The following is a 13,925-nucleotide window of genomic DNA, read 5'->3' on the forward strand; positions in this document are numbered from 1 at the left end:
CGCAGCAGGAGGAGAAAAGATGAAGAAAATAATGTATCCTCTCACCATAGGATTAATGAGTATGGTTCTGGCAGCATGCGGAGCCCAAGATCAAGCGAAAAAGGAAGAAGAACCAAAGAAAACAGAAGAACAGGCTAAAGCAGATCAGCCTAGCCAAAAAGAACAGCAAAAGCAAATGGAAGAGATGCAGAAAAAAATGGAAGCTCAAAAAGTAGATGATAAGAAAACGGTCGCTACGGTGAATGGACAGGCTATTACAGGAAGCGACTACAACAGCGTTCTGTCTTCCACTCAAATGCAAATGCAGCAAATGGGTCAGGACCCCACTTCGAAAGAAGCAGAAAAGCAAGTGAAAGATCAGACCGTTAATACACTGGTCGGTCAGAATATCCTGATGCAGGAAGCTGATAAAAAGGGATACAATGCATCTGCTGATGAAGTGAAGAAGCAGATCGATGAAATTAAAAAGCAATACAACAATGACGATAAAAAGTTTCAGGAAGCACTCAAGATGCAGGGAATGGATGAAAAGCAGCTGAATGAGCAAGTTGCTGAAAGCATTAAAATGAACCAGTATGTATCCAAAGAAATTCCTGCACCTGAGGTAACGGACAAAGAGATCGAAGAGTATTACAATCAGTTTGCACAGCAGGGCGGACAAGGCGGACAAAAACCGCCGAAGCTTGAGGAAGTAAAACCGCAAATCAAGCAGCAGCTGACCCAGCAAAAACAAAACGAATCACTAGGCAAGAAAGTAGAAGAGCTTAAGAAAACGGCTAAGATAGAAATTAAGATATAAGAATAAATAGCTTTAGCTTTAAAAAAAGGCCCATGCACTTGCACATGGGCCTTTTTTTCTATTTTAACCTGAAATAGGAGGAACGTGGATTCTTAAATCGGGTTCATTATGGATAAATGTGATTCTTATCAATCCGGTTATTTCGAGCGGAAGCGAAAATTAATCGTTCTTATTTCTAAGGAGGAGATAGCTCAGAAGATAGTTTTTCTATTTTATCGAATTGAACATTTTCTATTAAACTCGTAAATTTCTCTGGCTGCATGCAGCACAAGAACTTCTATGTATTCTTTTAGAGAAAGTCTCTGATTTAAGCAGCATTATATAGAAGAAGGAATATCTGGGAAAGGGAGGGATATGTCGTGTTGACTCTGTACACTGCTTATATATAGCTGCAGGGGTATACGTATAAATCTCCTTCTGTAATATAACCATCTCTACAAATAACCCCTTTTGTCAACGCACCAGCAACAGTTGTCACACCAGCAAATTGAAGGTAGCTTCCAAAAGCCTGAATTGCATCCCCGTGTTTCTTTTTCCCTTTTAGAATATAGTATGCGCCAATCGCCTCAAGTGCAGCTCCAAGAGAGACAAGATATTCACCTGTAATGATAGCGCCTGCCAATGGAAGGCTTCCATCAACGAAGTTTGCTTCAAAAGCTGCTCCGGCTGATTGGACCGAGTCACCTAGAATATCGAGCTTCAATCCAGCTTTCTCGTCTCCATAAAGAATGACAATCCCCGCCACAGCATTTGTTGTATTTCCGGCAGCCTGCAGCCATGATCCCAGACTTGAGAAGGTGCGCGTTACATTGGACGAGAGAGCTATGGCTTGAAGGGAATTTCCTGTTGCTTCAATCCCGTTTCCGATAACTACTAATCTTTCTCCTGTAACATACCCCGCTTCCTCTCCTGCTACCATTGTTTCCCCAATGGCAGCAATAGCGGTTCCAGCCGATTGTATCCACGCACCGGTTATTTCCAATAGTACTTCATATGCTGCCATTTTTTCACCTCTTTTTGCGTCATCTTGTATTATATTCAGGGACGAACCGAAATGATTTAAGCTCCATCTCATGAACGGTTTAAAAAGGAAAGGCTGCTTTCGGAAACTTTGCTGCTCTAAATAAGTCTTAAAGTTAATTTCCGGTCCAAGAAGCTAAATGGCATAAACACGATTTGGAGGAAAAGACTGTAAGAACTGTCTACTCTCTTTCTATTAATCTAAGATTTATGGTAAAAAAAATTGCTGGTGGGTGGATTCTCTTATGTTGATTGTTTCTTATCAGGACTGATGCTTGCTGGTGAGATCCTATTTGGTATTAAAGCATTGGAGCAGGGAAAGAGATTAGCCTTTAATTGTTCGTTTGACTCTTTTATAATAAACTGCTCCAGCTGCGGTATGAAAAATAAACGCCATCGGCAGGAGCAGATTTGCCGAAAATACTTTAAGCCGTTTTAAATGGCTGTGCAGGCTTTTTTAGGGAAAGGCCGGCAACATGAATCAGTGCATATAAAAGCAGGGAAGAGGATCATTCTAAGGACCCCGAAATAAATTCACCCATTTCGTCCCACTGAAAAACAATCTAAATCATAGTACGATAGGATTTAAATTGCAGGGAGGGATATTCAAAAATGAAATGTTTGTCAGCTTATCTATTACTTTTTTTCATAATAATGTCCGGATGCAGCCAAAATGTAAAAGAAAGTCATTCGTTGAAAAAGAACATCCTTTCAGAGATGGACAAGCATAAATCAGAGTTCAGACTGAGTGATGCAGCAGACTTTTCGTGGGATCAAGCCTATATTTTCAGACCATATACGACAGAAGAAGAAATGGAACAACAGCTTGGGATGCCTTTCGAGCCTGATAATAATCTGGAAGAAAGAGATGACTTGAATGTAATTGTTTTTGTTAAAGAGGACCGTGTCGCGGGGTATGCGGAAATTCCCAGGTCTTACGGTGATTTTTTAGTTCAGGAGGAGCCGCTTACGCCTAAAAAGGATCGAATTCAATTTGAAGAAATCAAAACATAAAATCCATTATATGTAAAATAATTGTGAGTAAAGGCATGATTATTAAGCCGGCAACATACGTCAAAACCGGCAAACTTACACATGAATTTCCTTCATTAAACAAAATAGGACATAGGTCTCTGTAAAAACATAAGGTAAGATACACATATATTGATAAGCAGACCTATATATTCGACTATATTCGACAAAAATTTCTTTGTAGACCCAAAAGATAATAATCCAAATTTCCGTTGTGCAAACTTGAAAATTTCTCCTATACTTGAAGAAAGAAGAAGATGGAAGGTGAATGGTATTGAATGAGATGGATCGCTTCAACCAGCTGATGCGGAGTGTCATGAATACAGAAGGTGATTGCTACGCGGTACAGCAGCTCAGGGGAGAATTAGTTCAGATTATGGATCAGTTCACAGGTATCATTCACCAGACGACGAACCACGTATCCGAAGCTGCCCATGACTGGAAAGGTAAGAGTGCAGAAAGTTTCAATCGGGTCATGGAAGAAGCATCAGACGCTTTTACGGCGATATATGATCATATGAATCAAATGATCTCCGGACTTCAGCATGAGGAAGTCCGTTTAACTGAGCTTGCCGCTCAACTAGAAGAGAAAGCGAGAGAATCACTTCAATGAACACTTCAAAGCTACCTTTGGAAATTAGCATTCATGTAAATGAACTGCTCTCATTAAGCAGCCGCCTGAAGGAAAGAGAGCGGGAGCTGCTGGAAGTACAGGAAGGCTTCAGCCATTCATACTATAAAGCGTCTTCACATTATCCAGATATCGAACAGCTGGATATTTCCTACCACGCAGCCTCTATAAAACTCCAAATTGAAAAACTAATCGAAACCATGGCCCAGCTTGCAGAAATCACCCGATTGACGCCAGACCAGCTAAGCACTGCCGATCAGCATTCAGCAGAGCAAATGACTCAAATATAAACAGCTTTACTCCTTTCATTGGGAACACATCGATTCTCAACTATCTCGATTTGAATCGTCTTCTTCATCCTCCGTTTTTAACTCTGCATTCCTTTCAGATAAGCTGGATTTTTCCAGCTCTTTTTTGAATCTTCTAAATTCATTCCATGCAAGCAATCCCATCAAGCCTACAGCGCCAGCTGCTTTCCATAATTTATTTTGATTCATGATTCTCTGCCTCCAGCTCCGTTCTAACCAGCATTTATGTTTAATATAATACAGGTTAGTGGAAAAAAGATAGAAAGTCCAATATTATACGGGAGGGTTTAATTTGAAAAATTGGCAGATATACATAAACGGAGAATGGATTCAAACAGATGAAACGATAGAAGTCGAAAATCCTGCAACGAAGGACATTATTGCCTCTGTTCCAAAAGGCGGTGCCAAGGAAGCAAAATCCGCAGTTGATGCAGCACATGATGCACTTAAAGATTGGTCTTCCCTGACTGCTTATGACAGAGCTGAATACCTGGAAAAGTGGCATGCATTAATCAAAGTGCACCAGGACGAGATTGGTGAACTCATGACGAAGGAGCAAGGCAAACCGCTTAAAGAAGCAATTGGAGAAGTAGGCTATGCCAATAGTTTCATCAAATGGTACGCAGAAGAAGGAAAGCGTATTTACGGTGAAACCATTCCTGCATCTGCTGCTAATAAGCGTCTGTTTGTTATTAAACAGCCAGTAGGTGTCGTTGCGGCTATCACGCCATGGAATTTCCCTGCTGCGATGATAACAAGAAAGGTAGGACCTGCATTAGCGGCAGGCTGTACAGCCGTTGTCAAGCCTGCTTCTTCTACCCCTCTTACAGCGTTAAGATTGGCTGAACTGGCAGAAGAAGCAGGGATCCCAAAAGGGGTGCTGAACGTAATAACCGGTTCATCCCAAGAAATTTCTGAAGCCTGGATGGCAGATGAAAGAGTGAAGAAATTATCTTTTACCGGTTCAACCGAAGTAGGGAAAACGCTGATGAAAGGTTCAGCTGATACGATGAAAAAAATCTCACTGGAGCTTGGCGGGCACGCGCCGTTTATCGTGATGGACGATGCGGATCTGGATGGCGCAGCTAAGGCAATGGTTGCTTCTAAATTCCGTAATTCAGGGCAGACGTGTATTTGTACGAACCGGGCATACGTCCATGACGCTGTTTATGATAAGTTTTTAGAAAAGTTTAAACAGGCTGTGTTTAATTTGAAAGTCGGGAACGGGCTGGATGAAGGTGTGGCAATCGGGCCCCTCATTGATGATGATGGGGTTAATAAAGTTAGAGAGCATTTAAATGATGCTGAAAAAAAGGGAGGAACCCTTTTAAAAAGTCCACAAAGCGCACCTGATTCAAAAGGGTACTATATGGAACCGGTTATTATCAGCGAGGCATCGGATGATATGCTCTGTATGAATGAGGAAACATTTGGTCCCGTTGCACCTGTTACCCGTGTGAAGGATATGGATGAAGCGATTAAAAGAGCTAATAATTCTCCATTCGGCCTAGCCGCCTATGTATTTACCGAAAATATATCCAAAGGCATCCGGATAGTTGAAGCTCTTCATTACGGCATTGTTGGCTTAAACGATGGACTGCCTTCCACTGCACAAGCCCCGTTTGGCGGCATGAAGGAAAGCGGTCTTGGGCGAGAGGGCGGCCGGCATGGAATTGAAGAATATTTAGAAGTGAAATACGTATCTCTTGGACTGCAGTGATAAACGGCTGTTTGTTAAAGGCGGCCCCCTTTTGCTGCTGCTTTTTATAATTTGTAGGATTTTTACTGTTTATCGCTTAGCAGGCTGGGGTACTTAATAGACAAATCGATTTAGAGGAGGAGTTCAAGCAATGACACAAGTTACAATTCAGGATAGCAAAAGACAAAAGGATAAAAACAGCAAGCTTGTAAGAGGAATGATTTTAGGTGCTATTATCGGCGGGGCTGTTTCCATGCTGGATTCTACTACTCGCAGTAAAGTAACGAAAGGTGCTGCCGGCATCAAAGATTCGACAGTAGGCATTGTCCAAAATGTCAAAGACAATCCTGGCGAAGTTAAAGATCAATTCGTTTCTCAATTTAACAATGCAAGAAGCACGCTGGAGTCCGCTATCCGTGATGCACAAAACATTTATGAAAGCTTGAACAATGGTGTCTTTAAAAAAATAACAGAAGTCGCAGCAACTTCACAGGAAGCACTTAATAATGTGAAGGAAGCAGCAGGCGATGTAAAAGACGTAGGTGTGAAAGTAGCCGATGCCGGTTCCGAGCTTACAGAGCCATTATCTCAAGAAAATGAAACGCGTTCATCGTCTACAAGCACAGCCAATTTCGAATCATCCATTCCAAGTCAATCTGGAAGGGCAGAAGATTCAGCTAAATTATAATAATGGTTTACATAGAACGGACAGCAGCCTGCTGTCCGTTTTTATTTTCCTCTTGTTCATTAATTTACCATAAAATTTACCTTCCTTAACAAGCTTTTAAAAGGTTTGTTATTTATCTGTAAACCCTCCTTCATGATTCCTATCCACAATAAAGAAGTATTGAAAAATGCTATGGGAGGCACGATGATGCAGGACAAGTTTGAAGACTCCAATAAAGAATATGATCAGGACAGAAGAAAGTTTTTAAAATACTTTTTAGCCGGTTCGGCCGTAGTAGCCGTAGAGGCATCAGGTGCAGGCCGGTTGTCTGGTATCCTTTCCAGAGCCCATGCAGCGGAAACAGCGCCATACGCCCCTGTTTATAATGCAGGAGAAGGTTTTCCGCAGGCCGTATTATCTGGGGACCCTACTGATTCCGGGGCAATGATTTGGACTAGAGTAGACCCGGATAAAGAATCTGGCTATACGGACAATCAAATTGGCGAGAATGTAATTTATTGGATGGAAAGAGAGAATGCGGGAAATGAGCAGCTTTCTTCAGCCATCGAAGCGGGACATTTTGTCATGTTTGAAGTGAGCCGCCAAGAGGATTTCTCTAATTTGGATGCGAGAGGGTTTTCGCCTATTTGGAAGGAACATGATCAAGTCGTTAGGGTGGACTTAGACGGAGTTCTGGAGTCTTCGGAAACTTACTACTACCGCTTTATTACGAAGAAGGGTTACGTCAGCCAGACAGGACGTTTTCAAACACTGCCAAAAAACCAGGCGGATGTCCAGCGCTTAAAATTAGGCTACGTTTCCTGCCAGGATTATACAAACGGTTATTTTACCGCACTCGGCCACATGGCAGATGAAGACCTCGCCTTCTTCCTTCATGTTGGCGATTATATCTATGAATCTGTAGGGGATGCCGCCTATCAGGGAAATCTCGCATCTAGAAAAATCAAGTTGCCTAGCGGGCAGGCAAAAGCATCTTCACTGGAGGACTACAGAACGCTTTATAAAACATATCGTACGGATCCCAACCTCCAAAGACTGCACAGTCGGCATGCAATGATTGCCACATGGGATGACCATGAGTTTGCAAATGACACTTACTATCCTGCCGTCGCACCAGACGATGATCCCAATGCAAACCCGGAACGAAGACTTGTAGCCAACCAGGCATGGTACGAATATATGCCGGCAAGAGTTCCGTTTAATCCAGAAAAAAGTTTTGAAGAGTCGATCCGTATCTATCGTTCCTTTACATACGGAAACCTGGCAAAAATTATCATGACCGATCAGCGGTTATACAGAAGTTCCCATCCGTGCGGTGAGGAAACGCTGGACCGATATTTAACTAGAGGGTGCGAAAATGTATCTAGCTCAGCAAGAACGATGCTTGGAGCTTCGCAGCTGGACTGGTTTTTGAATGAACTGAAAAATTCAAATCAGCAATGGAAGCTGTGGGGAAACGAAGTGCAGCTTACCCAGTTAAAAATCCTTGGGAAACTCGCTAATCTGGATGCGTGGGATGGATATACGTTTGAACGTGATGTTATTGCCAAAACCATTACGGATAATGGAATCTCCAATTTAATTGCCCTAACGGGAGACTTCCATACATTTGAAGCTTCAGTAATGAGAGACAACTACGGTCTGTTTAAGGATGAGAAACAGATAGGGGTTGAACTAATGGTAGGCTCAGTGACGTCCAGCAACTTGAGGGAGTCGATTCGAAATATCCTGAATAAAATTCCGGATCCATCAAGTCCGATGCCTGCTGACGCCATTAGCGAGCTAATCAGCCTTTTAAGAACAAAATTGAGCGATCTCAGCACAGTTACAGCAGAAGTGTTATTTAAGGAGCTCCAAAACATCGTCAAAGTCGAAAATCCTTGGATTAAACTTTTTGACAGCACAGCTCATGGATATGCAGTTTTGGAAGTAACGAAGGTGAAATCACTTTGGACAGCTTACAAAGTAGATAATATTGAAAAAGAAACATCTAAGAAGGAATTGCTCTGGCAATGTGAAGTGCCTAATGAAAAGGCAGAGCTTGTCATTCTTGAAGATAATAGTATTTTCTAAGGAGGGAAATTGAACATGATTCAAAATATTGGAGTTCCAGGTTTGATTTTAATATTGGTTATTGCTCTTATTGTTTTTGGCCCTTCCAAGCTTCCAGAAATCGGCAGGTCCTTTGGTGCTGCTCTAAAAGAATTTAAGAACGGAACGAGAGAAGCAATAAAAGATGAAAGCCCTAAAAAAGCCGAAGAAATAAAATGATGAGAGGGAATCAGAGGGAGATCTAAAAAGATCTCCCTATCCTATCGGGGGAGGGATACATGATGTCTCAAATGGCCTTTTGGCAAAAGCATCTTGAGGAATTAAGAAAAAGGCTTTTCGTGACCGGTCTTGCCTATGCTGTCTTTTTGGGAATCGGATTCTTTTTAGCAGATGATCTTTATCGCTGGTTTTTAATCGATTCGGATATCAAGCTGACTGTATTGGGCCCTTCTGAAATTATGTGGGTTTACTTTACTATGGCGAACATTTTGGCTATTGCTGCTGTTTTTCCGGTGGCAGCCCACCAGCTTTGGGCATTCGTTGGACCGGCTTTAACGATTGAAGAAAAAAAAGCTGTCTATGTGTTTGTTCCGGCAATTGGAATCTTATTTACCGGGGGCATATGCTTTGGATATTTAGTTGTATTTCCTTCAGCATTAGGGTTTCTGCTAAACATGACGGATGGTCTGTTTACTGCGTTTTTCACAACCGAAAAGTATTTTGGTTTTCTCTTTCAAATCGTTTTGCCGTTTGGGTTTTTATTCGAGCTGCCGGCAGCGGTTGTCTTTTTAACGAACCTTGGGATAATCACTCCAACGATGATGAGAAAATACCGTAAATATGTCTACCTGGTTCTAGTCATTTTGTCTGCGGTCATCACTCCGCCTGATTTCAGCTCGCAGTTATTTGTCCTGATTCCAATGGCACTTCTATTTGAGGCAAGTATTTTTCTGGCTGCTGCGGCCGTTAAAAGAAAACACAGCAAAGCGAATCCAGAGCCGCTTCATCCAATTTAAATGTCATCTTTTAAAAAAACAGGTCCGGACTTGAGCCGGGCCTGTTTTGCCATTACCATTATGCTGTTTCCGAATCCGATTGAGAGGATGCGGGAATGAAGATTGTTACCTTTGTGCCTTCGCCCGGGCTGCTCACTATGCTGAAACGGCCCAAGTGCTCTTCAAGGATTTTGCGGCAAACAAGAAGACCGAGTCCTGTACCTTTCTCTTTCAATGAATAAAAAGGTTCTCCAAGGAAAGGGAGGCGCTCTGAATCAATGCCGATACCTGTGTCTTCAATGGTAATGAGGACCTGTTCGCCAGAATGAGAAACGGTCAGGAGTATACTGCCTTCTTTCGAAATCGCATCCATCGCATTCGTTAGGAAGTTTAAAAATACTTGTTTAAGGGACTCTTGCTTACCTTCTACATAATACGGACCATCCTCCTCCTCAAAGAATTCAAATGTAATATTCCGGTCGTTCAGATCCTGCATCAATATATGAATCACTGGCACGAGGATATCATCCTTTAATTCAAGCTTGACTGTTTCAATACTCTCAGGTTTAGCCAATGATAAGAATTCATTTGTTACAAGCTTAATGCGCTCAAGATCTTTTTTCATGATTCGTAAATAGTCTTTATTCAATTCATCTGCTGTTTCCATTAATTGAAGAAATCCTAAAACAGAGGTGAGGGGGTTTCTCACTTCATGGGCTACAGCAGTAGCCAATCGTCCTGCTAAAGCAAGTTTTTCCTGGCTTTTTAACATGTTGTCCAATTCAATTTTTTCTGTAATATCCTGAAAAGTAGCTATAATGTATTCGATTTCCTGACTTTGATCCGCGTACAAAATCCGGGTATCAATCAGAATCCAGCGGTTTTCTTTTCTGATTGGATTGTAGACACCCATAACGAAATGTGAGACTTCCTTTTTCGTTAAGAGCGTGGTCATGGAAGGGTGCTCCTGTCCGGTTAAATTTTCTCCATTTTCGTCCTTTGCATTCCATTCGATATTCAACGAACTCATATTCAGTAATTCAGAGCTTTCATACCCCAATATTTCTGAAGCACATTGATTGGCGAACACGATCGTTCCATCCGAATTTTGCACGGTAATTCCACACGCAATTGCATCATAATAGCGGTTTTTTGCCGTCTCAAGGAGCACCCTGTCTGTTTGATCATAAAAAGTGATAACCTGGCCGCGCTCATTTTCCATTGGATTTGCAGACAGCTCGAAGTGCCTATTTTTTCGGCCTTCCCCAATCTTCACCTCGATGGTTCGGTTCTCTTCAAGGAGATAATCAATTGAAGCAGGATCCGTATACTTCAGAAGAAAGGGTTTGATTGACTGTCCTATAATATCGTCACGGTTTATATTCATCGCGCTTAACATTGCCTGATTAACAAAGATGACGTGCTGCTGTTCATCAATACCGAGCAATCCTTCAACCGAGGATGAAAGAATATCCTGCATTTGGTTAAAGGTGTGCTGAAATTCCCGTTCCGCTTTTTTGCGAGGCGAAATATCCCGCATAACTACGATGACGGATGTCTCGTTCTGATTCCAGTCAGAAATGCCTTTCGCTTCAATGGAGATGGAACTGCCGTCTCTTCTTGTTAGGTTGAGTTCAATAGGGCCGGCCACATCCTGCTCATGATTAATAAGGGAATGCAGAGCATCATGCGCTAAAATTTGTTCTGAGGGGCGGAGAAGATCCGATATAGAACCGCCTGCCTGCATACAATTCATCCCCAGAATTTTCTCAGCTTCCAGGTTCATATAGGTAAGTCTTGCATTTTGGTAAATGACAATTCCGTCTGGATTATGTTCTACAAGACGCTTGAATTTCTCGTTGCTTTCCTTCAATTTCTTTTCATAAAGCTTATTTTCTGTCAAATCAATACCCGTACATACAATATATTGAACCTGTCCGTTTTGGCCATAAATTTCTTTGTTAGACCAGCGGATCACCATTTTTTCACCAGTTTTTGCAAACCAATTATTTTCGTAATAGGCAGGGAAGGGGAAACAGAGCGGGAAAAGAACTCCTTTACATTCCTTCCTTCCTCTTCTTCAAGCATTACATCCCAAATATATTTTCCTGCAGCTTCCTCAAATGCATATCCTGTATGAAACGTGCAATGCCGGTTCCAATCTGCAATTCTTCCATCTGGTTCCAGGAGAACGACGAATGCCTGAATCGTATCCAAAATGGAATGGGAAAATTCCTTCTCAGAGAGCAGCTGATCAAATTCCTTTTTTCTTCTTGCATTTTTTTTTATGGAAGAGTAAATGAACGTTTTACTGTCCATCTCGATAAGGAAGCAATTTGCTTCAACGGGGATTTTGGTTTGGAGTTTAGTCAGCAGCTCCATTTCGAGCGTAATTTCCCGTTCGATGGCAAAGCGTTTTTGTAAAGAGCGGAAAATTTCTGAATCAATGTGCCCAAAGAACAAGGTAATTGGATCAAGCTGCTTCATTTCTTCTCTTGTGTATCCGAGAAGGCTGCATGATTTGTCATTAAAATCATAGAAATGGGCAGCGAGGGGAACCAATGATGTGAGTTCCGTAATAACGATCGCTTCATTTGTTTGATTGAAATAGTAGTGTAATAGGTTGTGCAAATTTTCGTCCATTAGTGAATCCTTCATTTTCCCGCCCCCTTTGGCTTGGTTATTTATATTTTATTAGATTTGTGAAAAAAATACTAATCCATTGTGAATAAATTTCATACGGGTTTTATATATATGTACATAGACTATTTGAAAGGCGTGTAGCCATGAAGCGGGAAGCGGAAACTGAACTGCTTTATCTCACGGAAAAACTTAAAAAAGAGCAGCTGCCAAACGGTTCCTGGTCCTATCTGTTTGAAACCGGAATTAAAACTGATTGTTTTATGATCGTTCTTATAAAGGCGCTCCGTCTAAATAAACCGGATCTTTTGAACTCTCTGTCTGAAAGAATAGCACGGAAACAAGAACGGGACGGTTCATGGAGACTGTTTCATGATCAGGAAGAAGGCGATTTATCAACAGCCCTTGAAGCCTATTACGCTCTCCTGCTTTCAGGACACTATGAAGAGACGGCTCCTCAGATGATCGCGGCAAAACGATTCATTATAGCCAAGGGAGGTATGAGAAAAGCGGGACTTTTTACGAGAATTATGCTTGCCCTCACCTCACAGGAAGAATGGCCGTCTCTTTTGACCATACCGATTGAAGCCATTCTTCTTCCAAAAAATTTCCCGGTGAATATTTATGACCTTTCTGTATATGGACGCGCTAATCTTATTCCTATTCTTACAGCTGCTGCGAATAAATTTAAGATTAAAATAGAGGGATCCCCAGATTTAACTGGTATGCAAGGTAACAGGGAGGAGCCGCTTGAGACCTACCGTTCAAGCGAGTGGAGGGGATTATTCGGTATGATAGGTTCCGGTGTTCAGCTAATGGCGGGCGGACCAGGATCCTTGCGGAAGGATGCTTTAAAAAAAGCGGAAACCTACATGCTTCACAGGCTGGAACAGGATGGAACCCTTTACAGCTATTTCAGCTGCACCTTTTTAATGATATTTGCCCTCATGTCACTCGGATATGATCGTGAGCACCCTGTAATTACGAAGGCAATACAAGGTTTGATTAATATGGCGGCCGTCACTCCAGAAGGGCTGCATATGCAATATACGACAGCCCACGTATGGAATACATCCCTTCTTTCCTATGCCCTTCAGGAAGCGGAAGTAAGGAGCCCCATGATTCATAAGGCAAACCGGTATTTGCTATCAAAACAGAACTTTCAGTATGGCGATTGGGTCATCCACAACCCGGATGCAGCACCAGGGGGATGGGGCTTTTCGGATATTAATACCATGAACCCTGATATTGATGATACGGCAGCTGCCTTGAGGGCAATCAAATCAGAGGCAGCGGAAAATTCGCAATGCCGGGAAGCATGGCATAAGGGATTGCAATGGCTGCTTTCCATGCAGAATGGAGATGGGGGATGGGCTTCTTTTGAACGAAATGCAGCCCCTCCTTACGTCCATTTTGTCCCCATTGAAAAAGCGGAATTCATCATTTCAGATGCTTCGTCAGCGGATTTAACAGGCCGGACCATTGAATTCCTTTGCAGGTACGCAAACCTCAATCCTGAAAATACGGCCGTAAAAAAAGGGATAAGATGGATTCTGGATCATCAGGAAACGGACGGATCCTGGAATTCAAGATGGGGAATCTGCTATATATATGGAACATGGGCTGCAGTGACAGGTCTTGCGGCAGCCGGGTATTCAGAGAATGATGCATCCATCCTGCGTGCGAAAAAATGGCTTCAGCAGCATCAGAATTCTGATGGCGGGTGGGGAGAATCCTGCAAAAGCGACATCATGAATCATTACGTGCCGCTTGGCACAAGCACCCTTACCCATACTGCCTGGGCAATCGATGCTCTCCTTAGCTGCAGCAAGGAGATAACGCCGTCTGTTGAAAGAGGGATTCGCTGCCTTATCAGCCATATGAGGAAAAAGGATTGGACATCTCAATATCCTAAAGGCCAGGGCTTTGCCGGGCAGTTTTATATTCACTATGAAAGCTATGATTTTGTATATCCGATTTTGGCACTCTCACGGTATATAAAAAGGGCAAATGAAGAGGAGAATGCATAGGCTATAGCAGAATCCAATCGGATAGGAGGTG

Annotated in this window: 14 protein-coding genes; 10 read left to right on the top strand and 4 right to left on the bottom strand. The window is 42.3% G+C overall.

What is annotated here, in order from left to right:
- Positions 1–19 precede the first annotated feature (19 nt).
- Positions 20–799, top strand: coding sequence for a SurA N-terminal domain-containing protein (locus J9317_RS08365; protein ID WP_211557832.1), 780 nt, complete (start codon positions 20–22; stop codon positions 797–799).
- A 379-nt stretch (positions 800–1,178) separates the two neighbouring features.
- Here the strand turns inward: J9317_RS08365 and J9317_RS08370 are convergent, their stop codons facing one another.
- Positions 1,179–1,802 (bottom strand): DUF6944 family repetitive protein, encoded by a 624-nt coding sequence (locus tag J9317_RS08370; protein ID WP_211557837.1) that lies wholly within the window; start codon positions 1,800–1,802, stop codon positions 1,179–1,181.
- Between the two features lie 710 nt (positions 1,803–2,512).
- Here J9317_RS08370 and J9317_RS08375 point away from each other — a divergent pair.
- The 3 genes from J9317_RS08375 (at position 2,513) to J9317_RS08385 (ending at position 3,772) form a co-directional block, all read left to right on the top strand.
- Positions 2,513–2,833 (top strand): hypothetical protein, encoded by a 321-nt coding sequence (locus J9317_RS08375; RefSeq protein ID WP_211557838.1) that lies wholly within the window; start codon positions 2,513–2,515, stop codon positions 2,831–2,833.
- A gap of 292 nt (positions 2,834–3,125) precedes the next feature.
- Complete coding sequence (locus J9317_RS08380) at positions 3,126–3,464, top strand: WXG100 family type VII secretion target (RefSeq protein WP_211557839.1); 339 nt, start codon at positions 3,126–3,128, stop codon at positions 3,462–3,464.
- Positions 3,461–3,772, top strand: coding sequence for a hypothetical protein (locus J9317_RS08385; protein ID WP_211557840.1), 312 nt, complete (start codon positions 3,461–3,463; stop codon positions 3,770–3,772). The genes J9317_RS08380 and J9317_RS08385 overlap by 4 nt, the downstream gene beginning before the upstream one ends.
- 36 nt (positions 3,773–3,808) lie before the next feature.
- Here J9317_RS08385 and J9317_RS08390 read toward each other — a convergent pair whose 3' ends face one another.
- Positions 3,809–3,979 (bottom strand): hypothetical protein, encoded by a 171-nt coding sequence (locus J9317_RS08390; protein ID WP_211557842.1) that lies wholly within the window; start codon positions 3,977–3,979, stop codon positions 3,809–3,811.
- Positions 3,980–4,097: 118 nt separating this feature from the next.
- On the opposite strand from J9317_RS08390, the gene J9317_RS08395 reads away from it, so the two are divergent.
- From J9317_RS08395 to tatC, 5 genes are all read left to right on the top strand, one after another.
- On the top strand, positions 4,098–5,510 hold the full coding sequence (locus tag J9317_RS08395) for an NAD-dependent succinate-semialdehyde dehydrogenase (RefSeq protein ID WP_211562220.1): 1,413 nt from the start codon (positions 4,098–4,100) through the stop codon (positions 5,508–5,510).
- 130 nt (positions 5,511–5,640) lie between these two features.
- On the top strand, positions 5,641–6,177 hold the full coding sequence (locus J9317_RS08400; RefSeq protein ID WP_211557844.1) for a YtxH domain-containing protein: 537 nt from the start codon (positions 5,641–5,643) through the stop codon (positions 6,175–6,177).
- Between the two features lie 186 nt (positions 6,178–6,363).
- On the top strand, positions 6,364–8,250 hold the full coding sequence (locus J9317_RS08405) for an alkaline phosphatase D family protein (RefSeq protein ID WP_211557846.1): 1,887 nt from the start codon (positions 6,364–6,366) through the stop codon (positions 8,248–8,250).
- A gap of 15 nt (positions 8,251–8,265) precedes the next feature.
- Positions 8,266–8,448, top strand: a complete 183-nt coding sequence (gene tatA, locus J9317_RS08410) for a twin-arginine translocase TatA/TatE family subunit (protein WP_211557848.1) — start codon at positions 8,266–8,268, stop codon at positions 8,446–8,448.
- 59 nt (positions 8,449–8,507) lie between these two features.
- Entirely contained in the window at positions 8,508–9,245 is a 738-nt protein-coding gene (tatC, locus tag J9317_RS08415) for a twin-arginine translocase subunit TatC (RefSeq protein ID WP_211557850.1), read from the top strand.
- A gap of 58 nt (positions 9,246–9,303) precedes the next feature.
- On the opposite strand, the gene J9317_RS08420 is transcribed toward tatC, so the two are convergent.
- Both J9317_RS08420 and J9317_RS08425 read right to left on the bottom strand, forming a co-directional pair.
- On the bottom strand, positions 9,304–11,202 hold the full coding sequence (locus tag J9317_RS08420) for a PAS domain-containing protein (protein WP_211557852.1): 1,899 nt from the start codon (positions 11,200–11,202) through the stop codon (positions 9,304–9,306).
- Positions 11,199–11,882 (bottom strand): PAS domain-containing protein, encoded by a 684-nt coding sequence (locus tag J9317_RS08425; RefSeq protein WP_211557855.1) that lies wholly within the window; start codon positions 11,880–11,882, stop codon positions 11,199–11,201. The genes J9317_RS08420 and J9317_RS08425 overlap by 4 nt, the downstream gene beginning before the upstream one ends.
- A 128-nt stretch (positions 11,883–12,010) precedes the next feature.
- On the opposite strand from J9317_RS08425, the gene J9317_RS08430 reads away from it, so the two are divergent.
- On the top strand, positions 12,011–13,894 hold the full coding sequence (locus J9317_RS08430) for a terpene cyclase/mutase family protein (RefSeq protein ID WP_211557857.1): 1,884 nt from the start codon (positions 12,011–12,013) through the stop codon (positions 13,892–13,894).
- The last annotated feature ends 31 nt before the right edge of the window (positions 13,895–13,925 follow it).

Source organism: Metabacillus flavus (assembly GCF_018283675.1).
In the GTDB taxonomy this organism is placed as follows: Bacteria; Bacillota; Bacilli; order Bacillales; family Bacillaceae; genus Metabacillus_B; species Metabacillus_B flavus.